At 72.5% G+C, this 23,765-nt stretch carries 25 protein-coding genes and 4 pseudogenes; 16 read left to right on the top strand and 13 right to left on the bottom strand.

Annotated elements, in window-relative coordinates; all coding sequences use genetic code 11:
- Window positions 1-272: 272 nt before the first annotated feature.
- From ACFYOH_RS25045 to ACFYOH_RS25035, 3 genes are all read right to left on the bottom strand, one after another.
- Window positions 273-740 carry a peroxiredoxin gene (locus ACFYOH_RS25045; protein WP_388629356.1) on the bottom strand — a complete coding sequence of 156 codons (468 nt, stop codon included), beginning with the start codon at window positions 738-740 and terminating at the stop codon, window positions 273-275.
- Window positions 737-1,117 (bottom strand): hypothetical protein, encoded by a 381-nt coding sequence (locus ACFYOH_RS25040; RefSeq protein ID WP_388629353.1) that lies wholly within the window; start codon window positions 1,115-1,117, stop codon window positions 737-739. The genes ACFYOH_RS25045 and ACFYOH_RS25040 overlap by 4 nt, the downstream gene beginning before the upstream one ends.
- An 81-nt stretch (window positions 1,118-1,198) precedes the next feature.
- Window positions 1,199-1,723 (bottom strand): MarR family winged helix-turn-helix transcriptional regulator, encoded by a 525-nt coding sequence (locus ACFYOH_RS25035; RefSeq protein WP_388629351.1) that lies wholly within the window; start codon window positions 1,721-1,723, stop codon window positions 1,199-1,201.
- Window positions 1,724-1,897: 174 nt separating this feature from the next.
- On the opposite strand from ACFYOH_RS25035, the gene ACFYOH_RS25030 reads away from it, so the two are divergent.
- The 3 genes from ACFYOH_RS25030 (at window position 1,898) to ACFYOH_RS25020 (ending at window position 4,074) form a co-directional block, all read left to right on the top strand.
- A complete protein-coding gene (locus ACFYOH_RS25030) occupies window positions 1,898-2,185 on the top strand; it encodes a putative quinol monooxygenase (protein WP_388629348.1) in 288 nt (95 codons plus the stop codon).
- A gap of 232 nt (window positions 2,186-2,417) precedes the next feature.
- Window positions 2,418-3,083: a hypothetical protein gene (locus ACFYOH_RS25025; RefSeq protein WP_388629345.1), complete on the top strand. Its 666-nt coding sequence runs from the start codon at window positions 2,418-2,420 to the stop codon at window positions 3,081-3,083.
- A 187-nt stretch (window positions 3,084-3,270) separates the two neighbouring features.
- Window positions 3,271-4,074: an XRE family transcriptional regulator gene (locus tag ACFYOH_RS25020; protein WP_388629342.1), complete on the top strand. Its 804-nt coding sequence runs from the start codon at window positions 3,271-3,273 to the stop codon at window positions 4,072-4,074.
- Between the two features lie 373 nt (window positions 4,075-4,447).
- On the opposite strand, the gene ACFYOH_RS25015 is transcribed toward ACFYOH_RS25020, so the two are convergent.
- Complete coding sequence (locus ACFYOH_RS25015) at window positions 4,448-5,305, bottom strand: LysR family transcriptional regulator (protein WP_388629339.1); 858 nt, start codon at window positions 5,303-5,305, stop codon at window positions 4,448-4,450.
- Window positions 5,306-5,415: 110 nt separating this feature from the next.
- Here ACFYOH_RS25015 and ACFYOH_RS25010 point away from each other — a divergent pair, with 110 nt between their 5' ends.
- Window positions 5,416-6,264 (top strand): DMT family transporter, encoded by an 849-nt coding sequence (locus tag ACFYOH_RS25010; RefSeq protein ID WP_388630155.1) that lies wholly within the window; start codon window positions 5,416-5,418, stop codon window positions 6,262-6,264.
- Between the two features lie 210 nt (window positions 6,265-6,474).
- Window positions 6,475-6,913 (top strand): annotated as a pseudogene (locus tag ACFYOH_RS25005) (PP2C family protein-serine/threonine phosphatase); the annotation flags it as partial.
- A gap of 31 nt (window positions 6,914-6,944) precedes the next feature.
- Here ACFYOH_RS25005 and ACFYOH_RS25000 read toward each other — a convergent pair.
- Complete coding sequence (locus ACFYOH_RS25000) at window positions 6,945-7,370, bottom strand: ATP-binding protein (RefSeq protein ID WP_388629337.1); 426 nt, start codon at window positions 7,368-7,370, stop codon at window positions 6,945-6,947.
- Between the two features lie 175 nt (window positions 7,371-7,545).
- On the opposite strand from ACFYOH_RS25000, the gene ACFYOH_RS24995 reads away from it, so the two are divergent.
- From ACFYOH_RS24995 to hemC, 7 genes and pseudogenes are all read left to right on the top strand, one after another.
- Window positions 7,546-8,313 (top strand): IclR family transcriptional regulator, encoded by a 768-nt coding sequence (locus tag ACFYOH_RS24995; RefSeq protein ID WP_388629334.1) that lies wholly within the window; start codon window positions 7,546-7,548, stop codon window positions 8,311-8,313.
- Window positions 8,314-8,357: 44 nt separating this feature from the next.
- Window positions 8,358-9,872, top strand: coding sequence for a glycerol kinase GlpK (glpK, locus tag ACFYOH_RS24990; RefSeq protein WP_388629331.1), 1,515 nt, complete (start codon window positions 8,358-8,360; stop codon window positions 9,870-9,872).
- A gap of 225 nt (window positions 9,873-10,097) precedes the next feature.
- Window positions 10,098-10,546 (top strand): annotated as a pseudogene (locus ACFYOH_RS24985) (MFS transporter); the annotation flags it as partial.
- Window positions 10,547-10,691: 145 nt separating this feature from the next.
- Window positions 10,692-11,648 (top strand): ATP-dependent DNA ligase, encoded by a 957-nt coding sequence (locus ACFYOH_RS24980; RefSeq protein WP_388630152.1) that lies wholly within the window; start codon window positions 10,692-10,694, stop codon window positions 11,646-11,648.
- A gap of 105 nt (window positions 11,649-11,753) precedes the next feature.
- The gene (locus tag ACFYOH_RS24975) at window positions 11,754-12,272 is read left to right on the top strand and encodes a hypothetical protein (RefSeq protein WP_388629328.1); all 519 of its coding nucleotides are present in this window, start codon (window positions 11,754-11,756) and stop codon (window positions 12,270-12,272) included.
- Window positions 12,269-12,745 (top strand): GNAT family N-acetyltransferase, encoded by a 477-nt coding sequence (locus ACFYOH_RS24970; RefSeq protein ID WP_388629325.1) that lies wholly within the window; start codon window positions 12,269-12,271, stop codon window positions 12,743-12,745. The genes ACFYOH_RS24975 and ACFYOH_RS24970 overlap by 4 nt, the downstream gene beginning before the upstream one ends.
- A gap of 95 nt (window positions 12,746-12,840) precedes the next feature.
- Complete coding sequence (gene hemC / locus ACFYOH_RS24965) at window positions 12,841-13,776, top strand: hydroxymethylbilane synthase (RefSeq protein ID WP_388629322.1); 936 nt, start codon at window positions 12,841-12,843, stop codon at window positions 13,774-13,776.
- Window positions 13,777-13,807: 31 nt separating this feature from the next.
- Here the strand turns inward: hemC and ACFYOH_RS24960 are convergent, their stop codons facing one another.
- The 5 genes and pseudogenes from ACFYOH_RS24960 to ACFYOH_RS24940 all read right to left on the bottom strand — a co-directional run bounded on the left by ACFYOH_RS24960 (window position 13,808) and on the right by ACFYOH_RS24940 (window position 17,241).
- Entirely contained in the window at window positions 13,808-14,335 is a 528-nt protein-coding gene (locus tag ACFYOH_RS24960; protein ID WP_388629319.1) for a hypothetical protein, read from the bottom strand.
- A 189-nt stretch (window positions 14,336-14,524) separates the two neighbouring features.
- Window positions 14,525-15,341, bottom strand: a pseudogene (locus ACFYOH_RS24955) (ABC transporter permease).
- On the bottom strand, window positions 15,301-16,209 hold the full coding sequence (locus tag ACFYOH_RS24950; protein WP_388630149.1) for an ATP-binding cassette domain-containing protein: 909 nt from the start codon (window positions 16,207-16,209) through the stop codon (window positions 15,301-15,303). The pseudogene ACFYOH_RS24955 and the gene ACFYOH_RS24950 overlap by 41 nt, the downstream one beginning before the upstream one ends.
- A 299-nt stretch (window positions 16,210-16,508) precedes the next feature.
- A complete protein-coding gene (locus tag ACFYOH_RS24945) occupies window positions 16,509-16,778 on the bottom strand; it encodes a hypothetical protein (protein ID WP_388629317.1) in 270 nt (89 codons plus the stop codon).
- A gap of 34 nt (window positions 16,779-16,812) precedes the next feature.
- Window positions 16,813-17,241: pseudogene (locus ACFYOH_RS24940) on the bottom strand (MarR family winged helix-turn-helix transcriptional regulator).
- A 307-nt stretch (window positions 17,242-17,548) separates the two neighbouring features.
- Between ACFYOH_RS24940 and ACFYOH_RS24935 the strand changes: the two are divergent.
- A complete protein-coding gene (locus ACFYOH_RS24935; RefSeq protein WP_388629315.1) occupies window positions 17,549-18,340 on the top strand; it encodes an RNA polymerase sigma factor SigF in 792 nt (263 codons plus the stop codon).
- A 71-nt stretch (window positions 18,341-18,411) separates the two neighbouring features.
- Here ACFYOH_RS24935 and ACFYOH_RS24930 read toward each other — a convergent pair whose 3' ends face one another.
- Window positions 18,412-18,726: an ANTAR domain-containing protein gene (locus ACFYOH_RS24930; RefSeq protein ID WP_388629312.1), complete on the bottom strand. Its 315-nt coding sequence runs from the start codon at window positions 18,724-18,726 to the stop codon at window positions 18,412-18,414.
- 128 nt (window positions 18,727-18,854) lie between these two features.
- On the opposite strand from ACFYOH_RS24930, the gene ACFYOH_RS24925 reads away from it, so the two are divergent.
- Complete coding sequence (locus ACFYOH_RS24925; RefSeq protein ID WP_388629309.1) at window positions 18,855-19,664, top strand: VOC family protein; 810 nt, start codon at window positions 18,855-18,857, stop codon at window positions 19,662-19,664.
- A gap of 14 nt (window positions 19,665-19,678) precedes the next feature.
- On the opposite strand, the gene glgX is transcribed toward ACFYOH_RS24925, so the two are convergent.
- Both glgX and ACFYOH_RS24915 read right to left on the bottom strand, forming a co-directional pair.
- Window positions 19,679-21,823, bottom strand: coding sequence for a glycogen debranching protein GlgX (gene glgX, locus ACFYOH_RS24920; RefSeq protein WP_388629306.1), 2,145 nt, complete (start codon window positions 21,821-21,823; stop codon window positions 19,679-19,681).
- Window positions 21,820-22,374, bottom strand: coding sequence for a pep a2 (locus tag ACFYOH_RS24915; protein WP_388629304.1), 555 nt, complete (start codon window positions 22,372-22,374; stop codon window positions 21,820-21,822). Before ACFYOH_RS24915 ends, glgX begins: the two co-directional genes overlap by 4 nt.
- 326 nt (window positions 22,375-22,700) lie before the next feature.
- On the opposite strand from ACFYOH_RS24915, the gene ACFYOH_RS24910 reads away from it, so the two are divergent.
- The gene (locus tag ACFYOH_RS24910; protein ID WP_153541355.1) at window positions 22,701-23,000 is read left to right on the top strand and encodes a DUF5133 domain-containing protein; all 300 of its coding nucleotides are present in this window, start codon (window positions 22,701-22,703) and stop codon (window positions 22,998-23,000) included.
- A gap of 106 nt (window positions 23,001-23,106) precedes the next feature.
- Window positions 23,107-23,765: maltotransferase domain-containing protein (locus tag ACFYOH_RS24905; RefSeq protein ID WP_388629300.1), on the top strand; the 659-nt coding region annotated here is incomplete at its 3' end.

The raw sequence follows: 23,765 nt of genomic DNA, 5'->3' as shown, positions 1-23,765 counted from the left end.
TGAGGACGAAGCCGGTGGGCTCGCCGTCGGCTCCGGTCATGGGGCAGGCGGTGAGGGCCACGTCGATGCGGTGTCCGTCACGGTGGCGCAGCGCGACGGTGCCGGCCCGCGCGGCGAGTGTGTCGTCCGGGATGTCCCCGGCGAGCAGCCCGGCCGCGGGCCGGCCCACGACGTCTTCGGCCGGGTGGCCCGTGTATGCCCATGGATGTTCCGATCGGTCCGGCGCATCGAGCGCGCGGGTGTCCCCGTCCGCCCCGCGGGGCGGGCGCCGTTCAGCCCTGGTGGGCGCGCAGGGCGGCGAGAGCCCGGTCGGCGTGGGTGTTCATGCGCAGTTCGCTGCGGACGACCTCCAGCACCGTGCGGTCCTGGGCGATCACGAAGGTGACGCGCTTGGTGGGGGCGAGGGAGAAGCCGCGCTTGACGCCGAACCGCTCGCGGACCGTGCCGTCGGTGTCGGAGAGCAGCGGCATGCCGAGGCCGTGCCGTCCGGCGAACTCCTGCTGCTTGTCGACGCTGTCGCCGCTGATGCCGACGGGCTGGGCGCCGACGGCGGCGAACTCGGCGGCGAGGTCCCGGAAGTGGCAGGCCTCGGCGGTGCAGCCGGGGGTGAGGGCGGCCGGGTAGAAGAAGAGGACCACCGGCCCCTCGGCCAGCAGCTCGGTGAGCCGGCGGGTGGTGCCGGTCTCGTCGGGCAGGGCGAAGTCCTCGGCCTTGTCCCCGACCTCGATGCGTTCCGTCATGAGCGTCCTTCCTCGTTCCGGGCGACTCCCCGGGCCCACAGCACCAACGGCACCTGCAGCGGCAGCCGTGCGAGGGCGGCGGTCCGCAGCGGCGCGGGCCGGTGCCGCCAGTCCACGGCCATCTGCAGGTTCGCCGGGAGCACCCCGACGAAGAAGGCCGCGGCCGCCTTCGCGGCGACCGCGCGTGTCCGGGGGGCGGCGATCCCGGCCGCCAGGGCCAGCTCCACGGCGCCGCTGCCGTACGTCCATGCCCTGGGCGAGCCCGGCAGCGCACGCGGTACGAGCCCGTCGAAGGGGCGCGGTGCCGCGAAGTGGGCGACCCCCGCCGCGGCCAGCAGGCCGGCGAGCAGCAGGGGCGAGCGTTCGGACCGGGGCACGGTTCCTCCTCTGGTGGCCTGCCGCCGGATACTACTGGACGGTAGGCGCAGGGGTGACCCGTTGCGAAAGGACGCCGGCCGTCACACCGTGGTCACGGCGTCGTCCGCCTCCCGGCCGGAGTCCTCCTCGGTCGTGTAGGCGAGGAAGTCGTCGACCATGCGGTGGAACAGGGTCGCCATCTGCCGCAGATCCTCCGGCCGCCAGTCGGCGAGGGCGAGCTGCATGCCCCGGGCCCCGGCCTCGCGGACCCGGTCGACGGCGTCCCGGCCCGCGTCGGTCAGCTGGATGCGCTGGGCGCGCCGGTCGACGGGGTCCGGGACACGCGTGACGTATCCGGCCCTCTGCAGTTGCTGCACGGTCCGAGTGACATGCGAGGCCTCCACGCCGAGGCGCTGCGCCAGCTCCCCCGGGCGCAGCGGTTCGGAGTCGGCGATCTGCCGCAGCAGGGCCACCGCGGCCCGGTCCAGCGGCACCCCGGCCAGCACCATCAGCCGCTCGTGCTGCCGGGCTCGGGTGCCGAGGTAGGTGATGCGCGTCAGGGCGCGCTCTATCTCGGTGACCTCCGGGGACGCGACGGGCAGGTCGGACAGCGATTCCGCGGGCATGCCCGCAAGTTTACCGGCTCATTGCGTGAGTCAAGTAAATTCCCCTCCCCGCTCTCGCCCTTCCCACGACGGCCGGCCGCCCGCGGACATGGCCGCGTGTCGTACGGACCTCCCCCGGGCGGGAGCGTGCTGGAATCGGCGAGTCCACCCGCCGAGGAACACCGGAGGAATGCCATGGCCTTCGCCGTCGTCGCCCAGTACGAGTGCGCTCCCGCCGACGCCGACACCGTGCGCGACGCGCTGCGCAAGATGCGCGAACTGGTCCCGTCGGAACCCGCGAACCTCGCCTACGAGGCGCACGAGGTCGTCGACCGGCCAGGAGCGTTCGTGCTGTACGAGCGCTACACGGACCGCGCCGGCTTCGAGGCGCACAAGGAGACGGACCACTTCGCGGAGCTGATCCGGGGAACGGTGTTCCCGCTGCTGAAGGAGCGGAGCATCACGTTCACCGAGACCCTCTGACCGCCACGGATGCCGCGGGTACCCCCGGGAGACGTCACCGGGACGCGCCGGAGACGGCGGGACGCCTCCCCGCCGCGGACCGGGCGGACCCGCCGGTGCCATGGGCGTCCGTCCCGCGGGACGTCCCGGCCGTCCCTGGGGACGCCGGAACGGCATTCCGGCGGCTTGTCACGGAAACCCTGGCTGTCGTGATCACTGCTCGTGGTCACGCGAACGACAGCCGGAGGTTTCCATGATCCGACGGAGTCTCAAGAGCGGCTTGCTGGCCACGGTGGCGGTGCTCGCGTTCCTGCCCACGGCGGCCGGTGCCGGCACGGCGGACGCCGCCGCACCGCGCCCGGTTCCCAGCGCCACCGCGCACTACACCCACCATGCCCAGCACCGCACCCACCGCACCCACCGCACCCACCGCACCCACCGCACCGGCCGGCGCGTCCACCATCGCAGGCACGTCACCCACCGCCGGCACCACCGCGTCCACCTCCGCACCCACCACAGCCACCGGGTGCACCGGATCCACCGCCTCACCGCCCGGCGGGCGGCGTACCGCTTCATGCCCCAGACCGCGGCCTACCGCCTCGTCATGCACGCGGCGCCGTACCGACTCGCCGCCCACCGGATGCAGTACCGGTTCGCCGCACAGTGGATGGCGCACCGCCACCTTCAGCCACTCACCGGCCGCGTCGCCACCCGCCACGCCCCGCTCAACGTCCGCTCCGGTCCCGGCACCGGCTACCGGGTGATCGGCCACCGGCAGACGGGCCGGCTCCTGGTCCTCACCTGCCGGACGCGCGGCTCCTGGGTGTACGGGAACCGCACCTGGTACCGGCTGCCGCACCACGCGGGCTACGTCTCCGCACACTACGTCCGCGCGGCCCGCCCTCTTCCCTGGTGCTGACGGCCCTTCAGCACAGCACCACCCAGCCGCCGAAGGCCCGTTCGACGACCCCCGAACGGGCCTTCGGTACGCCCACGCCTCACCCTGCTCATACCTCACCGCGTGTTCCAGTCGCCGTCCTCGCGGGAAGCCATTCCGGCATCAGGGGCGAAACGGCCCATAGCGGAACGGGAGTCGAGGACGCACGATGCGGCACCCCCAACCATCGACCACGCCGGACGAGGCACTGGTGGTGGGACTGCGCGAGCTGAAGGACCGTACGGGGCTGAGCCTGGCGGCGCTGGCCGCGCGGACCCCGTACAGCAAGTCCGCGTGGCACCGCTATCTGTCCGGCGGGACGCCGCCGCCGAGGCCCGCCGTGGAGGCGCTCTGCCGGCTCGCCGGCGCCGATCCCGAGGCCGTACGGGCGTTGTGGGACGCGGCCGGAACGCCCGCACCGGAGGCCGTGCCCGAGGAGCCCGGCCCCGGGCAGCGGCTCGGCCGCCGGCTCGCATCCCGGCTTCCGCGGCGGCTCCCGTCGCGGCTTCCGCTGTCCGTGTTGGCGCTGTTCGGCACGGCTGCCGCGGTGGCCGCCGCCGCTGTCGCCCTGTCCATGTGGCCGGGTACCGCACCCGCCGCGCAGACCCTGCCGGGGGTACCCCGCTGTCATGGCCGGTCCTGTCAGGGCGAGTTGCCCGACGCCTCGATGTGTGCCCGGGACGCACGGACCACGAGCACGGTCACCGGTCGCTCCTACACCGTCCGGCTGCGCTGGTCGCCGGCCTGCCGGACCGCTTGGTCCGAGGTGTGGCTGCGCTCGCCCGGGCCCCGTGAGGTGTCGGTGCGCGCGGGCCATGACGTGATGTCAGCCGGTTATCCGGCGGACGACTCCGCCGGGGACAGCAGCCCGATGCTCTCGGTGTCCTCGCCGCGAGGCGTGGAGGCGTGCGCCGAGGTGGCCGGGGAGCTGGCCTGCACGGGCCTGGACGTGGAGCCCGACGCGCTGGGGTGACGCCGTGCGCGGGGGCGGGTCAGCCGGCGGTGACGAGTGGCTGACCGGTGCCGCTGGGCTCGGGCGCCGTGCGGAGCGCAGGGCGGCGATGCCGATGCACACGATGGACGGCGAGCAACTGGCCGCCCAGCCATGGCCGAAGACGGCGCCGAAGCGGCCCATGCCCGAGGTCCAGCCGGCGGGGCGCCGATGATCTCGCCGGGTCGGGGCAGCCGATCGCCTGGGCGAGGACGAAGAGTTCTCCCTTTTGCGGCTCGGTGCGCCGCAGAGGTGTGTCTCTGGGGCGCCCGTGCGTCGATGGACGGGTGCGCGCCCGCCCCGCCACGTGATGTCCGCGCCTTTCGGCCTGGGCCGTCCCGGTCGTCCTGGTCCCTCAGCTCGTGCGGTACAGCTCGCTGAGCAGTTCGAGGACCGCCTGGAGTGCCGGATGCGGGTCGTCGCGCCACCAGGCGAGCCGTACGGCGACGGGTTCGGCGTCCCGGACCGGCCGGTAGACGACGCCCGGTCGCGGGTACTGGTTCGCGGTCGACTCCGCCGTGACACCGATGCCGCGTCCGGCGGCGATGACGGTGAGCCAGTCGTCGACGTCGTGGGTCTCCTCGACTGCGGGGCGGGAGTCCGCAGGCCACAGCTCGGGGGTGGTGGTGCCGGTGCGCCGGTCCACCCAGAGGGTCCGGCCGGTGAGTTCGGCGAGCCGTACGGACCGGCGGCGGGCGAGCGGATCGTCCGCCGCCATCGCGCACAGGCGCCGCTCCAGGCCCACGATGGCGGTGTCGAACCGCCGGTCCTCCAGCGGCCGGCGCACCACCGCGAGGTCGCAGGCGCCTTCCGCGAGACCGGCGGACGCCGTGTTGACCCGGACGAGGTGCAGATCGGTCCCTGGGTGGGCGGCCGTCCAGCGCCGCTGGAAGGCCACGGTGTGACGGCCGACGGCCGACCATGCGTAGCCGATCCGCAGCCGGGTGTGCCCCGAGGCGGCCTCCTGGACCAGGACGGCGACGTCCGCCAGCACCCGCCGGGCCTGCGCCACCACCCGCAGCCCGGTCGCCGTCGGGCTCACCTCGCGCGAGGTGCGCCGCAACAGCCGTACGCCCAGGGTTCGTTCGAGCCCCGCCAGGGTGCGGGAGACTGCCGCCTGGGACACCCCGAGGGCGATCGCCGCGTCGGTGAAGGTGCCCTCGTCGACGATGGCGACGAGACAGCGCAGCTGCCGGAGTTCGACCTCATCCATGCCTTCAGCGTATAGATGCGGTCGCGCATGCATTTTGCGCAAGCACCGGACGGGCGGACGCTCCTGCCATGCGACGAGTTCTCGGAGACCGCACCGCGACGGTGTCCCCCATGGTCCACGACCCCGCGCCGGGGCGGCTGGCCGGCGTGGCGACGATGTTCGGCAGCGGCCTGTCCAACCAGACCGGCGCGGCGATCGGCGCCCTGGCCTTCCCGGTCCTCGGTCCGCTCGGCGTGGTGGCCGTACGCCAGTACGTCGCCGCACTCGTCCTGGTGGCCGTCGGCCGACCGCGCCTGCGGGACTTCACCCGGCGCCAGTGGTGGCCGGTGCTGCTGCTCGCCGGGGTCTTCGGCACCATGAACCTGAGCCTGTACAGCGCGATCGACCGGATCGGCCTGGGGCTGGCGGTGACCCTGGAGTTCCTGGGCCCGCTCGCCGTCGCGCTCGCCGCCTCGCGCCGCCGGCTGGACGGGGGGTGCGCGGCGCTGGCGGGGGCCGGAGTCGTGGTGCTGATGCGCCCTCAGCCGTCCACCGACTACGTGGGCATGGGTCTGGGCCTGGTGGCGGCCTGTTGCTGGGCCTCGTACATCCTGCTCAACCGGATCGTCGGGCGGCGCATCCCGGGCGCCCAGGGGTCGGCCGCGGCCGCGTGCCTGTCGGCGCTCGCCTTCCTGCCGATCGGGATCGTGGTCGCCGTACGGCATCCGCCGACGGCCGGGGCCCTGCTGTGCGCGGTGGCGGCGGGTGTGCTGTCGTCGGCGGTGCCGTATCTCGCCGATCTGCTCACCCTGCGCAAGGTGCCGGCCCAGACCTTCGGCCTGTTCATGAGTGTCAATCCGGTGCTGGCGGCGGTGGTCGGCTGGGTGGTGCTGGGGCAGGGTCTCGGGGTTCCGGAGTGGGCGGGGATCGGGGCGGTGGTGGCCGCGAACGCGGTGAGCATCGCGAGCACGCACCGCTGAGCTCCAGCGGCACGGCCGCTCCGTCGCTCGCCCCGACAGCCGTGTGCGCTCGGCACCGAGTGCGTCGCCGTGCCCGTCTACCGCGGAACACGCCCGGTTCGCTCGGCGTCTCCCTGCCGGCGGAGCGGCGGGCCCGGCTCCAGGAGATCGGGGCACGACTGCTTCCGGTCGCGAGCCGGGTGACCAGGAGCCTCTCGCTCACCATCTGACGGTCCCGACGACTTCGTCACCGCCGTGGTCGCCGGACACTCCCGGTCGGGACATCTGGAGATCGTCAACTGCGGACATGCGCCGCCGCTGCTGGTGTCCGGCTCCGGAGAGGTCGGGGCGGTGGAGCCCCGCGCATCCCGCTCCGCCTCTCGGGCTGCGCGCCCTGTCGGGCGAGGTTCCCCCGCCACAGCGGTTGCCCTTCGCGGTCGGAGATCAGCTGCTGCTGTACCCCGACGGGGTCACGGAGGCCCGCGATCACGCGCGTGCGTTCTATCCGCCGGCCGAAGGGGTGGCCCGGCATGTGTGCGACGAGCCGGCGCGCACTCTCACCGCGCTCCACGACGGACTGCTGGCGCGTGTGGGCGGCCGGCTGCCCGACGACGCGGCTCTGCTCCTGCTCCGCAAGACGACCGCGGACCATCCGGCGTACGTGCAGTGACGCTGCGAGGCCACGCTCAAGGTCGAGGAATCTAGGGCGCGACGAGTTCGGCCCAACGGGTGACGCCGTCGAGGTGGGTGTCCATGCCATGGCGAGTCGCCAGGGCGTGGACGATCGCCTCGCCCCTGCCGTGCTCGTCGGGGTCGACCCCGACGAGGGACCGGCACGCCGGAAGGACGGGGCCCGCGTCGGTGACCTCGACGCGCAGGGTGCAGCCACCGTCGCCCTGCACCCACGACAGCCGAAGCACAGCCGGGGGCCGGGCGTGCAGGATGGCGTTGGTGACAAGCTCCGACACCACGAGCAGTGCGTCCTCGACGAGGTACGGGCACACCCTCCAGTCGGCGAGGACCGCCGCAGCACGACGGCGTACGGCCGAGACTGCGCCGGCGACAGGCGGAACCGGACACACGTGTTCGCATGCCGCCTGAAGCAGCGTCTTGAGCTGTGCCGCCATGTTCTCTCCCGATGGTGTGACCGACCGGTCCGCGCCGTCGTAACCGCGCGTTTCCGGCTCGCAAGCACGCTATGGAGACAAATCGGGCCGGTCAATGAACGTCGGTCGGCATTACCGAACGCCCGCCCGCCCTCGCCCACGGGCACGGCCTCCGTGCGGGTAATAGGCTCGCTTCATGGCCGGCCCAGTCCAGTCGATCGAACGGGCGGCGGCGATTCTGCGTCTGCTCGCCGGCGGACCCCGTCGACTCGGACTCGGCGAGGTGGCGGCCTCGCTCGGGCTGGCGAAGGGCACCGCCCACGGCATTCTGCGCACGCTCCAGCACGTGGACTTCGTGGAGCAGGACGCGGCGACCGGGAAGTACCAGCTCGGCGCCGCCCTGTTGCATCTCGGCACCAGCTATCTCGACGTGAACGAGCTGCGCTCGCGCTCGCTCAACTGGGCCGACGCCCTGGCCGCCCGCAGCGGGGAGGCGGTACGCCTGGGCACGCCCCTGGAGGGCAGCGTCCTCGTCGTCCACCACGTCTTCCGGCCGGACGACACCTTCCAGACCCTGGACGTGGGCTCGCTGCTGCCGCTGCACGCCTCCTCGCTCGGCAAGGTGCTGCTGGCGTACGGGACCGCGAGCGTCGAGCCGGCCCAGGGACCGGGGCTGGAGGCGTACACCCGGCACACCCTGGTCGATCCCGAGCGGCTCGCCCGGGCGCTCGCGGAGGTCAGGGAACTCGGATGGGCCGCCGAGATCCAGGAAATGAGTATGGGCGAGGCCGGAATCTCCGCACCCATCCGCGGGCACGGCGGCCTCGTCGTCGGCGCCATCGGCCTGTCCGGGCCGGTCGAGCGGATATGCGACAGCCAGGGCCGCCCCCGCCCGAGTCTGATCATGCTGATCCGCGAAGCGGCCCGGGCGATCTCCAGAGACCTGGGAGCCGCCCGCTGGTAGAGCAGCACAGCCGCCCCTCGATCCGTCGGAAGGCAGACCCGATCATGGCCGAACGGTACGTAATGTCCATCGATCAGGGCACCAACTCGACCCGATGCATCCTGTTCGACCACCGTGGGCGGCTGGTCTCGGTCGCGCAGAAGGAACACCGGCAGCACTTCCCGAGGCCCGGCTGGGTCGAGCACGACGCCATGGAGATATGGCACAACCTGCGGCAGATCCTGCCCGAGGCGCTCTCCGACACCGGTGCCGGCAGGGAGCAGGTCATCGCCGTCGGCCTGGCCAACCAGCGTGAGACGACGGTGCTCTGGGACCGGCGGACGGGCGCCCCGGTGGGCCGGGCGATCGTCTGGCAGGACACCCGCACGGCGCCGCTCGTCGACGAGCTCATGCAGCGCCCCGGGGAGGCGTTCTTCCTGGAGCGGTGCGCCCTGCCGCCCTCGACCTACTTCTCCGCGCTGCGGATCCGGTGGCTGTTCGACCACGTCAAGGGGGTCGAACAGCGCGCCAAGGACGGCGAGGTGCTGTTCGGAACGATGGAGAGCTGGCTGATCTGGAACCTCACCGGGGGCGCCGACAGCGGCCTGCACATCACCGACGCCACCAACGCAAGCCGCACCATGCTGATGAACATCCGCACGCTCACCTGGGACGAGGAGCTGCTGGCCTTCTTCGGGGTGCCCCGTGCGATGCTCCCGGAGATCCGGTCGTCCGCGGAGGCCTACGGCGAAGCCCGTGCGGTGCTGCCCGGGGTCTCGATCACGGCCGCCCTCGGCGACCAGCAGGCCGCCCTCTTCGGCCAGACCTGCTTCTCCCCCGGCGAGGCCAAGTGCACCTACGGAACGGGCAGCTTCCTGCTGCTCAACACCGGCGGTGAGCTGGTGCGGTCCCGGCACGGGCTCCTCACGACCGTCGCGTACAAGATCGGGGACCAGGAGCCGGCCTACGCCCTGGAAGGGTCGATCGCCGTCACCGGCGCACTCGTCCAGTGGTTCCGGGACCGCCTGGGGCTGATCAACAGCGCGCCGGAGATCGAGACCCTCGCGCGGACGGTCGAGGACAACGGCGGCTGCTACATCGTTCCCGCGTTCTCGGGCCTGTTCGCGCCCCGCTGGCGCAGCGACGCACGCGGGGTCATCGTCGGCCTCACCTCGTACATCACCAAGGGCCACCTGGCGCGTGCCGTCCTGGAAGCCACCGGATGGCAGACCCGGGAGGTCGTCGACGCCATGAACGCCGACTCCTCGGTCTCCCTTCGGCAGCTCAAGGTGGACGGGGGCATGACCGCGGACAACCTGCTGATGCAGTTCGTGGCCGACGTGCTGGACGTGCCCGTCGTACGGCCCATGGTCGCCGAGACGGTCTCCCTGGGCGCCGCCTACGCGGCCGGGCTCGCCGCCGGCTACTGGCCCGATCTGGAAGTGCTGCGCCGCAACTGGCACCGGGCCGCCCAGTGGCTGCCCGACATGGACCCCGAGCTGCGGGAGTCGGAGTACGACAACTGGCAGCGGGCCGTCGAACGGTCGCTGGGCTGGGTCAGACCACCACGATCCGCCTGAACGCCGGCCCGCCTGGAGGCAGCCGGTACACACGCGGGCATTTTGCTTGCCTGACTCAAGTAAGCCGTCCATGAGCCGGGTGGCCATGAGCGGAAGCCCACCCCCGGTGCGCCGCATCCCTTGGGGACGGGGAGCGGCGCCGGCCCGGACCGGTCGCCGAACCGACTCCCCCCGGCCGGCACCCGTCCGGGGGCACCTCCCGGAGCCGCCCGTGTCGCGATGATCAACAAGCGCCGTGGTCCGAAGATCACGCTGATGCTGGGGGCGTTGATCGTCGCCGCCGGATACGGCCTGAACATCGTGAGCGAGGTGTGGCAGCTGGTCCTGGTCTCCCGCGTCATCGGCGCCGGCGTCGGCTTCGCCGACGGCGCCATGCCCTGATCACGGGCGCGGTCCCGCCCTCGGAGACGGCCGCCGCGAACAGCCTCCACACGCTGATGCGCTCCATCGGCACGTCGGTGGCCAGCGCGGTCGCCGGGGTGATCCTGGCGCAGCTGACGATCAGCCTCGGCGGCCATGCGCTGCCGTCCGAGAACGGCTTCAAGGCCGTCATGGCGATCGGCGCGGGCGCGGCGATCCTGGCCTTCGCCCTCGCCTCCTTCCTCCCCCGCCACCGCCCGACCACCCCGGCACCGGCACCGGCGTCGGAGCCGTCGGCGGAGACGGTCGCGTGAGGGGGCCGGCGGAGACGGGCAGGCCAGGCCGGCCGGGCTGGCCCGGGCCCGTTCAGGGGAACCGGCGGCCGAAGGCGCGTGAGGCCGGCGGAAGCGGTCGAGACCTTCAGCCGTGACCGCCGTGCCCCTGCCGCTCATCGCGCCGATGCTCGCCACTCCAGGCACCCTGCCGCCCGCCGCCCAGGACCAGCGGTGGGCGTACGAGACCAAGCAGGACGGCCAGCGGGTCATGGTCTATCTGCCCGGCGACGGCAGCCTGCTGCTGCGCGCCCGCTCGGGCGAGAACATCACCGCGGCCTACCCCGAACTGCGGCCGCTCGGTGGCGCGCTGGGCACCACCCCCGCCGTACTGGACGGCGAGGTGCTGGCCCTCGACGAACGGGGCCGGGCCGACTTCCAGCTGCTGCAGAGCCGGATGGGCCTGGCGCACGCCCCCGCGCGGGCGGCACGCCGGGCCGCCCAGGTGCCGGTGCATCTGGTGCTGTTCGACGTGCCGTACTGCGAGGAGTCCCTGCTGCGGCAGCCGTACGTACGGCGGCGGGCCCGGCTGACGGAGCTGGGCCTGGCCGGGCCGTACTGGTCGACTCCGGGCGCGGTGACCGGACACGGCGCCGAGGCGCTCGCGGCGACCCGGGAACACGGCCTGGAGGGTCTGGTGTGCAAGCGGCTGGACTCCGTGTACGAGCCCGGGGTCCGCTCCCGTGCCTGGATCAAGATCCGCAACATGCGCGCGGAAGATGTGATCGTCGGCGGCTGGCTGCCCGGCAAAGGGCGGCTGAGCGGACTGCCCGGCGCGGTGCTGGTCGGTCAGCGCGACCAGGACGGCCGACTGCGGTACGTCGGCGGGGTGGGCACCGGCTGGAGCGAGGCCGAGCGGACTCAGCTCGCCGCGCTGCTGCGGGACACCGCGAGCGAGCGGTGCCCCTTCGATCCGGTGCCGCGCGTTCCGGACGCCCGCTGGGTGCTGCCCCGGCTGGTCGGCGAGGTCAGCTACAGCACCCGTACCCGGGCCGGGCTCATGCGCCAACCGTCCTGGCTGCGGCTCCGCCCTGACCTCACCCCGGAGGAATCCGCGGCGGACCTGCCGGAGGGCTTCGGCTGAGGAGACACCCCGGTACGCCGCCAAGCCGTACGGTGCGCCCGCTTCCGCCTGCTGCGCCGCAACCTCGCCATGGACGCCCGCGCGCCGCGCGCGCATCATGGCCGGATGGATCTTCACGTGGAGCTGCCCCCGGCCATCGACGCATCCGGACTGCTGGCCCTCGCCGAGGGTCATCACGGCCGTACGGCCCGGGCGCTGGGCGTCCGGGAAGCCGCCGGTCACCTCGTCAAGGTGTACGCGCTGGAGGCACCGGGGCGTACGGTCGGACCGCAGGCCGTGGACACGGCGCTGGACCTGGCCGCGGGCCATCTGAGCCTGGGACGGGTACGCGGATCACTGGGCCTCGCGGTGCTGATCGTGCACGCCGGCGGCGACGGCGACTACATCGTGGTGCACAGCTGGATCGAGGGACACATGTCCGACCTGGCCGTGTTCACCGGTCCGGCCGGGCGGCCGGCGGAGCTGCGGCCGGGCCGGGCGGGGCTCGCGCCCTGCGTCTGGGAGGCCGCGCTGCTGGCGCACGAGCGGGAGGCGTTCTCCCGGCATGTGCTGGACGGCGACGGCCCGCTCGCCGAGCGGCTGACCGCCTGGAGCGCCGACACCCTGGAGGGCGAGGTCCGGTGACCGGTACTCCCCTGGTGCGGCACGCCGACCGCGCCGCTCTGCCGCGCGTGGCCGAACTGGCCGCCCAGCACGCCGACTACGAGCGCGCCGCCCCGCCGGTGGAGGACCTCGCCGCCCGGCTGGCCGGCCTGCTGTTCGACACGCCCGCCCCGCGGCTGCGCTGCCTGGTCGCCGAGGCACCGGACGGCGAGGTCGTCGGCTACGCCACCTGCGCGTCCGGACTGTCCACCTGGGACGGGCGGGAGTACCTGCACATGGACTGCCTGTTCCTGGCCCCCGGCCATCGCGGCCTGGGCCTCGGCCCGCTGCTCGTGGACGCGGTGGTGGCCGAGGCCCGGCGGCTCGGCCTCGCGCAGGTGCAGTGGCAGACGCCCGCCCGGAACGAGAGGGCGGTCCGGTTCTACGACCGGCTCGGCGCCCGCGCGCAGCAGAAGCTGCGCTACAGCTTCCCCGTCGGCGAAGCCGGCACCTGAGCCTTCACGAGTCCCGGGACGGCGCCGTTCGAGAAGACCGCGGTGTTCGACCGGGTCCTGACCGGGCGTCGGGTCCAAGGGTCTATCGTGTCCCCATGTCCGTCCCGGAATTGGTCCGTATCGTCTCCCGCGACTCACCGATGGCCCTGGCCCAAGTGGAGCGGGTCCGCGCCGAGTTGACTGTGCTGCACCCCGGTGTGCGCACCGAGGTGGTGCCGGTCAAGACCACCGGCGACAAGTGGCTCGGCGATCTGTCCAAGGTCGAGGGCAAGGGGGCGTTCACCAAGGAGGTCGACGCGGCCCTGCTGGCCGGGGAGGCCGATCTCGCGGTGCACTGCGTCAAGGACGTGCCCGCCGACCGGCCGCTGCCCGCCGGGACGGTGTTCGCCGCCTTCCTGAAGCGGGACGACATCCGGGACGCGCTGGTCCACCCGGGCGGACTCACCCTGGACGAGCTGCCGGCCGGCACCCGCATCGGCACCTCCTCGGTGCGCCGGGTGGCCCAACTGGCCGCCACGCACCCGCATCTGGAGTGCGTGGCGTTCCGCGGCAACGCCAACCGCCGGCTGGAGAAGCTGGCCGCCGGCGACGCGGACGCTCTGCTGCTGGCGGTGTCCGGTCTGGAACGGATCGGCCGCACGGACGTGATCAGCGAGGTGCTGTCGACGGAGACGATGATGCCGCCGATCGGCGCGGGCATCCTCGCCCTGCAGTGCCGGGAGGACGACACCGCGCTGATCGACGCCGTCAGCGGGCTCGGCGACCCGGACACCCATCGGGAGGCGACGGCCGAGCGGATGTTCCTGCATGTGCTGCAGGGCCACTGCAACAGCCCGATCGCCGGCTACGCGCACGTGGACCGCGGCGGGGAACTGTCCCTGCGGGCCTGTGTGTTCACCCCGGACGGCAAGACCCGGCTGAACGCCCACGAGTGGGCGGGACGGCTGGATCCGGCCACGCTCGGCACCTCGGTCGCGGTGGCGCTGCTGCGGCAGGGCGCGCGGGAGATCATCGACGGCATCCCGCACTGACCGTACGGCGGCGCCGCCGGCGTCGCCCGTGTCAGGCGGTGGTGCCGGGCTCCGTCTGGTCCTTCAGGAACGCGCTGACCTGGTGGGCCAGGCTGCCCTGCCCGGCTGCCGCGGGGGCGGCCGCCGGGGTCGCGTCCAGGACGCCGATGCCGCCGGTCCACAGCCGGCGGTCGGCCCACTCGTCCTCCACCCGCAGCTGCACCTGCACGTCCACGTGGGCCAGGGCGGCCTCGGGGGCGGCGGCGTAGATCACGGCGGTGGCCCGGCGCAGCGGGTAGACGTCGAAGCCCTCGATGAACTGCGAGTTGCGCCAGTCGATGAACGCGCCCTCGCCATCGGGGCCGACCCGGACGTCGATCTGGCCGTCCTCCAGGTGGATGCCGTAGTGCCGGGCGCCACGGTTCTCGACCGTCACCCGGACACTGAAGTACGTCAGCCCGTCGGCCGCGTCGTCGCGTCCGCGCGGCGGCTCGGCCGCCTCCAGACGGTGGACGCGGACCCGCAGACCGGCATGCTCGTCGTACTCGTGCCAGTCCCCGACCACGTTCGGCTCGTACACAGTGCCCCTCTCGACCTTCGAGAGCTGCTGTCTATCTGTGCGCCGAGCGCACTGTCAAATGCGCAGAATGCGCTGTGGCCAGCGGGTTCGCCCGCTTTGATCGGTGATCAAGCGCTGCCCAGGAAAGATGCGTTCGCGGCGCATTCGGCAGGGGTACGGTGCGTGCCGCACATCACGTCCGCGGCAAGATCACCGGGCCAGCCGGCCGAGCAACGAGGAGGCCGTGGTGATGCCGAGGGCGGCGGCCACCGCGAGGACGGCGAAGTCGGCGCCGAGATGCGCGGGCGTGCGGAGCAGGAGGCCGCGCAGGCGTCGACCTGATGGCTCAGCGGGTTGACCTCGCTGACGGCCTGGAGCCGGCCCGGCATCACCGAGAGGGGGTACAGGGCGTTGGAGCCGAAGAACAGCGGCATGGTGATCGCCTGCCCGAAGCCCATCAGGCGGTCGCGGCTGAGCATGATGCCGGCGATGGTCATCGACAGGCAGGAGAAGAACGCGGAGGCGAGTACGACGGCGAGGGCGACGCCGAGCAGAGTCGCGATGACGATCACGACGATCGCCTGGATCAGCGACTTCACCCCGGCGGCGAACGCCTTGCCGGTGATCAGGGCCGAGCGCGGGGTCGGGGTGACGAGGAGCTTGTTCAGGATGCCCGCGTCGCGTTCCCAGATGATCTGGATGCCGTGGAAGATCGCGATGAACAGCGCCGACTGGGCGATGATGCCGGGCGCCATGAAGTCGATGTACGGCACGCCGCCGGTGGGTATCGCCCGGATCCTGGTGAAGGTCTGACCGAAGATCAGCAGCCACAGGGCGGGCTGGACCGCGCGGGTGTACAACTCGGTGCGGTCGTGGCGCAGCTTCTGCAGCTCCACGGCGCACATGGCGACGACCCGCGCGGGCAGCAGCCGGCGCGCGGCACGGGCGGGCTGAGCAGCAGGGCGGTGTCGCTGCGGGAGGTGCGGTCAGCCGACTCGGCGCGCGGTGCGGCGGGTGCTGCGGACATCGCGGCAACCTCCTCCGGAGTGGTAGCCGAGGCCGCTGCCGGCGACGTCGCGGAAGACGTCCTCCAGCGTGGGCAGGGTGTCGGTGCCCAGGCGTTCGGCGAGGCCGCGGCGCAGCTCGGCCGGGGTGCCGAGGGCGCGGATGCGGCCGCGGTGCATCGGGCCGACCCGGTCGCAGTACTGGTCGGCCTCGTCCATGTGGTGGGTGGTGACGAGGACGGTCGTCCCGGTCGCCGCGCGGACGGCGTTGATGTGCTCCCAGACGCCGGTGCGGGCGATCGGGTCGAGGCCGATGGTCGGCTCGTCGAGGGTCAGCAGCCGGGGCGCGCTGACATGCACCTGGGCCAGTTCCAGGCGGCGGACCATGCCGCCGGAGTAGGTCCCGGCGAGCCGGTCGGCGGCGTCCGCGAGGCCGACGGCGGCCAGCGCCTGGCTGACCCGTTCGGCACGCTCGCGGCGGGGCACGTCGAAGACACGGGCGAACAGGGCGACATTCTCCCGGCCGGTCAGCCCACTGTCGGCGGACAGCTGCTGCGGGACGTAGCCGAGCAGCCGGCGCACCGCCATCCGCTCCTTGGCGGCGTCGTGCCCGAAGACGCCGACCATGCCGGCGGGGACGGGCAGCAGGGTGGTGATGCAGCGGATGGCGGTGGTCTTCCCGGCGCCATTGGGCCCGAGCAATCCGAACACCTCCCCCTCCCGGACACCCAGATCGAGCCCGTCGACGGCATTGGTCTCACCGAAGGCGTAGACGAGCCGGTCACGACTGACGGCGTCGACGACCGGGGCGGGGCCGGGCGCGCTGCGCGCGGCTTCGGCAGCCGTACCGACGGCGTCGGTGTCCGAGGCGAGGCCGGGCGCGCGTCGCACGGCTCCGGCCACCGAACCAACGGCGTCCGCGTCCGGGGCGGGGGCAACCCCTCGACCTACGGCCTCGGCACCTGAACCGACGACGTCGGCGTCCGCGGCGGGGGCGATCCCAGGACGCGCGGGTTCGGCGGCTGCGCCCACGGCATCGGCGGGTTCGCGAGCAGCGCTGACGGTCCCGGTGGTGCCGCCGGCTGTGGTGGGAGCACCGGGTTTCGCGTCGGCCTCGACGGCTGCGGCGGCAGCGGAGTCGCCGGGGCTGCTGGCGGCGTCCAAGCAGTCGCCGGGGCTGCCGGCAGTGTTCACGGCGCCGCCGGCAGTGTCGGTGGTGGCCGCTGCGTCGCCGGGACGGTCAGCGGTGTCCGCGCAGCGCCAGGCCTGTCGGCGGTGTTCACGGCGCCGCCGGCAGTGTCGATGGTGACCGCTGCGTCGCCGAGACCGTCGGCGACGTCCACGCCGTCCCCAGGCCGGTCAGCGGTGCCGGCGGCGTCGCCAGGGATGTCCGCGGAATCGGCGGAGCCGGCGGCCGTGCCGGCGGCGTTGCCCGGGTGCTCGGTGCCGTCCCTCGTCATGGCCTCTGGGCCTCGTCATGGTCGTCGGTCTGCGTCATGACTCCTCGGCCTCTTCGTGCAGGCCGGCCGCCAGCTTGCGCAGCGCCGGCAGGGCCGCGCGCAGGGCCTCCCCGGTCGGTGTCGTCGAGCCGGGACACGTGCCGGCCGACCAGTTCGGTCCGGCGCCGCTTCCAGTCGTCCAGCCTCTTCCCGGCTTCAGCGGTCAGTTGCAGCCGGGCCGCGCGCCGGTCGGCGGGGTCGGTCTCGCGGAGCAGGTATCCGTCCCGGACGAGCTGGTTGACCAGGGTCGACACGGAGTTGCCCGCCAGGTGCAGCGCCCACGCCGCGTCCGAGATGCCGATGGCGGGCCGGGACTCGACCAGCCGGAGCAGTTCCACCTCGGCGCCGCGCAGCCGGGGCAGGCTCAGCCCGCCGCGCAACCGGCGCCGGATCAGCCGCTGGATGCGCACCAGCGCTCCGCCAACTCCTCCGGGAAGGTCTCGGAATCCCTTGCCGCTCACCGCGCCGTCTCGGTTTCCACACCAGAAGATCACCCCTGTTACAGAGGTAATGCGCGCCAAGGAAAGGTCAAGGATCGACCTGGTTGCATCCCATTTGTACCTAATTGTTTTGCGATGTCCGGGAGCGGGAAAAGGGTGGACAGTGCTTCGGACCGGAGGCACGTCCGTGGGAGTCGGCTCCTTGCCGCCGCCCCGCTTTCCCCTTCCCCGGTCCGAGCGCGCCTCCCACGGTGTCTGTACTTCCAGCACCTGCTGAGAGAGGTGCGCACCATGTCCGTCACCGGCAGTACGACCTCACACCCCCACGACGACGCCCCCGACACGGTGGAGTCCTTCGAACGGCTCGCGAAGCTGTCCGACGGCCCCGAGCGGCGGGCGCTGCGTGATGAACTGGTCCGCTTGTGGCTGCCCATGGCCGAGCGGATCGCCGTGCGGTTCCGTGGTCGCGGGGAGACCCTGGAGGACCTGTACCAGGTCGCCGCGCTGGGTCTGGTGAAGGCCGTCGACCACTACGACCCCGAGCGTGGCCGCGCCTTCGAGGCGTATGCCGTGCCCACCATCACCGGTGAGATCAAGCGCCACTTCCGCGACCACATGTGGACCCTGCACGTGCCGCGCCGGGTGCAGGACCTGCGCAACCGGGTCCGCTCCGCCGGCAAGGAACTGGCCCAGAGCACCTCGGGACGCCCGCCCACCGTGGCGGAGATCGCCGCCTACACGCGGCTCAGCGAGGACGAGGTGCGCACCGGCATGGAGGCGCTGGAGTGCTTCTCCGCGCTGTCCCTGGACGCCGAGGTGGCCGGCACCGACGGCTACGCCCTCGGGGACTCCCTCGGCGGCCCCGACCCCGGCTACGACCTCGTGGTCGACCGGGCCGCCGTCAAGCCCTGTCTAGCGGCACTGCCGGAACGCGAGCGCGTCATCCTCTATCTGCGGTTCTTCCGCGGGATGACCCAGAGCCGGATCGCCCAGCAGCTGGGCATCTCGCAGATGCATGTCTCCCGGCTGCTCAGCAGCTGCTTCGAGCGGCTGCGCGAGGAACTGCTCGCCGAAGCCCGCTGAATCCGCCGGGAAGCCCGCTGAATCCGCTGAATCCGCCGGTCCCTGGCACGGCCGGCGAAGCCCCCTGCCGCTCATTCCTCCGAGGACCCGGGCACCTGCGTCGGGCCGTACCGGTCCAGGGCGTCCTCCAGCTCGGCGCGGACATCGGGCGGGATGTCGCCCCGGCGCCCCCAGATGAGGATCAGCTCCGCGATGTTGCGCAGCTTGATGTTGGTGTGCTGGGAGACGTCCCGCAGCACCTCCCAGCCCTCGCCCGGGGTCACCCTGCCCAGGGCCACCACCATCCCGATCGCCTGGTCGACGACCGCGTGGGAGGCCACGGCCTCCTTCATCTGGTCGACCTCGGCCTGCAGCGCGGAGAGCCTGTCGGGCTGGTTCGCTCCCATGTGCCCATCGTGCTCGCCGGCCTGGACCGCTGCCACCGGGGGTACTCGACAGGCAGCCGACCCCCTTCCGGTTGGACACTGGTGCGAGAGCGGTGGCCGCCCGGCCCCGAGAGCAGGACGCGACGGACATGAACCACAACACCCCCGTCAGTGGTGGACCGCGCAGGCGAGACGTCGTCTCCACCCACTCCGTTTTCGGCGCCCCGTGCTGGGTGAGCCTGACCAGCCGTGACCTGGAGGCCACCCAGGACTTCTACACGGCCGTCCTGGGCTGGCGGTGGCGCGGCGCGAAACTCGGCGAACACTTCCGGATCGCGCTGGCGGACGGAGTGCCGGTGGCGGGGATCGCCGCCGTCGCCGCCATGTGGCAGATGGCCGTGGCCTGGACGCCGTACTTCGCGGTGCCGGACGCCGACGTGGCGGTGTCCCGGGTCCGCGAGCGCGGCGGTACGGCGGCCGTCGGGCCGCTGTCCTTCCCGCCGGGCCGGGCCGCGCTGCTCGCCGACCGGGACGGGGCCACCTTCGGCATCTGGCAGGGGGAACTGGTCGCCAACTGGGAGGCGTGGCGGCGGGCGTCACCGACGTTCATCCGGCTCCACACCCGCGACGCCTTCGACGCCGCGATGTTCTACGGCGAGGTCCTCGACTGGGCGTCAGGGCTGCCGGGCTGCTGCGAGGTGGAGTACGAGGGCGGCGAGGTGGTGCTGCGCAGCCAGGGCGACATCGTGGCGCGCATCGACTCGGGCGCGGTGGAGTCGGCACCGGATCCCTCCGTCCGGCCGCACTGGCAGATCCACTTCGCCGTAGCGGACGTCACGGACTGCGCCCGGGCGGCGGAGAAGCATGGCGGCAGCGTGCTGAGCGAGGACGAGAACGAGGCGATCCTGCGGGACGCGGACGGCGCCCAGTTCACGGTGACGTCAGGCCGAATGCGCTGAACCCGGACAGCCGCTCAGTTCGCGACCCGCGACGGACGCGACAGCAGGATCAGACTGCGGGCCTCCACGCGAAGCCGCGTGCCGGCCTTGCGTTCGCGCTCGTCGGGGATGCCGTCCGGGTCGGCGGTGTCGATCAGGGTCGTCCAGCGCTCGCCGAACGCGTCGTCGGGCAGCCGGAAGTCGACCGGTTCCCAGTAGCCGTTGACGAGCAGCAGAAAGGAGTCGTCGACCATCCGGCGACCATGGGCGTCGCGTTCGGCGATGGCGTCGCCGTTGAGGAACACTCCCACCGAGTGCGCGTCGTCGCGCTGCCAGTCCCGGCCGGTCATCTCGCGGGCGTCGGGCCTGAGCCACATCAGGTCGGGCAGCGGTTGCCTGGCATGGGTCGCGGTATCACCGCGGAAGAAGCGGCGGCGCCGCAGCACGGGATGCGCGGCGCGCAGGGCGATCAGGCGCCGGGTGAACTCCGCGAGGCCGCGCTGCTCCCCCGCCAGTTCCCAGTCGACCCAGGAGATCTCGTTGTCCTGGCAGTAGGCGTTGTTGTTGCCCTGCTGGGTGCGGCCGAACTCGTCGCCGTGGCAGAGCATCGGGATGCCCTGCGAGAGCAGCAGCGTGGCCAGCAGATTGCGCTGCTGCCGGGCGCGCAGTTCGAGGACGGCCGGGTCCCTGGTGGCGCCCTCGACGCCGCAGTTCCAGGACCGGTTGTGGCTCTCGCCGTCCCGGTTGTCCTCGCCGTTGGCCTCGTTGTGCTTGTCGTTGTACGACACCAGGTCGCGCAGGGTGAAACCGTCGTGCGCGGTGACGAAGTTGACGCTCGCGCGCGGCCGTCGTCTGCTGTGCTGGTACAGGTCGGAGGAGCCGGTCAGCCGGGAGGCGAACTCGCCGAGCGCACCCGGCTCGCCCCGCCAGAAGTCCCGTACGGCGTCCCGGTACTTGCCGTTCCACTCCGACCACAGCGGCGGGAAGTTGCCCACCTGGTAGCCGCCCTCCCCCACGTCCCAGGGCTCGGCGATGAGCTTGACGCGGCTGATCACCGGGTCCTGCTGGATGAGGTCGAAGAACGCCGAGAGCCGGTCCACCTCGTGGAACTGCCGTGCCAGCGTGGCCGCGAGGTCGAAGCGGAAGCCGTCGACACGCATCTCGGTGACCCAGTACCGCAGCGAGTCCATGATCAGCTGGAGCACGTAAGGGTGCCGCATCAGCAGGCTGTTGCCGGTGCCGGTGGTGTCGTAGTAGTGCGCCCAGTCGCCGTCGACCAGGCGGTAGTAGGAGGCGTTGTCGATGCCCCGGAAGGACAGCGTGGGGCCCATCTCGTTGCCCTCGGCGGTGTGGTTGTAGACCACGTCGAGGATGACTTCGAGGCCGGCCGCGTGCAGCGCTTTCACCATGGCCTTGAACTCGTTGACCTGCTGGCCGAGGGTGCCGAAGGCGGCGTAGGCGTTGTGCGGCGCGAAGAAGCCGATGGTGTTGTAGCCCCAGTAGTTGGACAGGCCGCGGTCCTGGAGCACGCCGTCCTGCACGAACTGGTGCACCGGCATCAGTTCCACCGCGGTCACGCCGAGCGAGGTCAGGTGCTCGATGACGGCGGGATGGGCAAGGCCGGCGTAGGTGCCGCGCAGCCGCTCGGGGACGTCGGGGTGGGTGCGGGTCATACCGCGCACATGGGCCTCGTAGATCACCGAGTCCGAGTACGGCGTCCGGGGCGGGCGGTCGTCGCCCCAGTCGAAGTACGGGTCGGTGACCACGCCCAGCATGGAGTGCCCGGCGCTGTCGGCGGGGGCGGGGCCGTCCGGGTTGCGTTCGTACAGCGAGGCGTGGTTGTCGATCTGGCCGTCCACGGCGCGGGCGTACGGGTCGAGCAGCAGCTTCGCGGGATTGCACCGGTGGCCGAGCGAGGGCTGCCAGGGGCCGTGCACCCGGTAACCGTAGCGCTGGCCCGGCGCGATGCCGGGCAGATAGGCGTGCCAGACGAATCCGTCGACCTCGTGCAGCCGGACCGGGGTCCCGGTGCCGGCGTCGTCGACGAGGATCAGCTCGACCCGCTCGGCCACCTCGCTGAACAGCGCGAAGTTGGTGCCCTGTCCGTCGAACGCGGCACCCAACGGGTAGGGCTGCCCGCTCCACACGGGCAGCCCTTTCCTGGTTCTGCGGGCGGTCACCGGCTGCCCTCCAGGGCGCCGTCCGAAGCAGCCGCCACGGTGGCCGGCGCCGTGAGCATGTCGTCCATGGCTCCGGCCGGCGCGGCCAGCACCACCACCGGCGTCTCGCGCGGCACCTGCAGCCCCTGCCGCAGGGTCGGCGCGGGGGCGGTCGGCACCAGCGGGACGCGCTGACCGGCGCGGGCCCGCTGCGAGAACCAGATGATCTTGCTGCCGGTGTCCGAGGCGCAGCAGCCCCAGCCGTCACTCATGGCGGCGATGTCCGCCAGGCAGGACCGCAGGTCCAGGTCGGGGCGCAGGTCCGGGTCGTCGTCGCCGAAGGCGGTGATGAGGTGCTGGCCGTTCCACCACATCTCGATGGAGGTGTGCTTGTCCTTCGCATGCTCGTCGATCGCCCGCAGCAGCAGTTCGGCGCCGCGGCAGACGGGGACCGCGAGGTTCTCGAGGTCCCAGTAGCGGAGGTGGGCGGCCAGGATGCGGCTGACCTGTCCCACCCGTTCAGGGCTGACTTCCACGTCGAGGTGGTAGTAGCAGGGCACTGCGGTCTTCATCGTCGCTTGCTCCTCACCGGCGAAGCTCTCGCTCCCCTCGCCCGTCCGGGAGAGGTCCCGGATGCCCGTCCGGGAGGGATCCCGGACACACAGCGTGAGTGCTGATCGCTTCTGAGTCACCTCTACGTTGACCGCACTACGCCATTCGTGCAACACGAGGGCCCGACACACATCGTCGTTGAAGATCCAACAAGACGCTGCGTCGTCATCCGTGCACCATAAGTGAAAGCCTCGATCGCCGTAACGGTGCCGTGCCCTTCCGTGCGCGGACACCACCCGACCGTCGGGAACGCGCCCAGTCGAGAGCGTGGAAGGTGAAGAGGGCAATGCTGCTACCCGCCAAGGCCGAAGTGGCCCGGGCGTTGCGGCGTTACCGGGCGTGGGAGCGCGTCATGCTCGCCTCGCCCCACGACCGCACGGTCCGGGCCACCTTCGAGGACTCGGGCTACACGCTGTGCGTACTGATGGGCAAACGCTGCGCCCGCGAGGCCGCGGACGCCGCCGAACGCTATCTGCGCACGAATCTGGTCACCTACCTGCGCGAGCAGGACGGACGGCCGCGGCCGCGCCGATCGGCCAGAAGAGCGCCGCCATCGGAGCGGCGTTCCACGGCGCCAAGCCCCTGAGCTGGCACCGTACAAGGCGTTCCCCCGGAGCCGGCGTGAGTCGGCCCCTCTCGGATCGCGAAGCCGGGCCGGGTGCCCGGCTTCGCGCACGGCGGAGGTGAGATACATGCGCAGGACCCCGGCCATCGGCCGTGTACCGGTACGCGACGTCCGGCCGGCCGTGGAGTGCGGCAGGCGCCCGGCGAAAGCGGTGGCCGGGGAGACCTTCCAGGTCACGGCCACCGTGTTCCGTGAAGGGCACGATGCCGTGGGTGCCAATGTGGTCCTGCGCGATCCGAAGGGCCGCCGTGGCCCGTGGACGCCGATGCGGGAGCTGTCCCCCGGCAGTGACCTGTGGGGCGCGGACGTCACCCCGGACGCGACGGGTCTCTGGACCTTCCGGGTGGAGGCCTGGAGTCATCCGCTGGCGACCTGGCGGCACACCGCCTCCGTCAAGGTGCCGGCCGGGATGGACATCGGGCTGGTGCTGGAGGAGGGCGCCGAGCTGTACGAGCGGGCGGCCGCCGGCGTGCCGAAGGGGCCGGAGCGAAACGTTGTCCTCGCCGCCGCGCAGGCCCTCGGCGACGACTCCCTGTCGGTGCACGAGCGCCTGAAGTCCGCCCTGTCGCCCGAGGTGGACGTGCTGCTGACCCGCTATCCGCTGCGGGAGCTGGTCACCGCCTCCGACCCGATGCCGCTGCTGGTGGAGCGGGAGCGGGCCCTGTACGGCTCCTGGTACGAGTTCTTCCCGCGCTCGGAGGGCACGGCCGAACAGCCGCACGGCAC

Source organism: Streptomyces sp. NPDC007856, assembly GCF_042868225.1.
Classification (GTDB): domain Bacteria; phylum Actinomycetota; class Actinomycetes; order Streptomycetales; family Streptomycetaceae; genus Streptomyces.
Note: the sequence above shows the minus strand (reverse complement) of the source record. Positions and strands in the feature narration are given on the sequence as shown.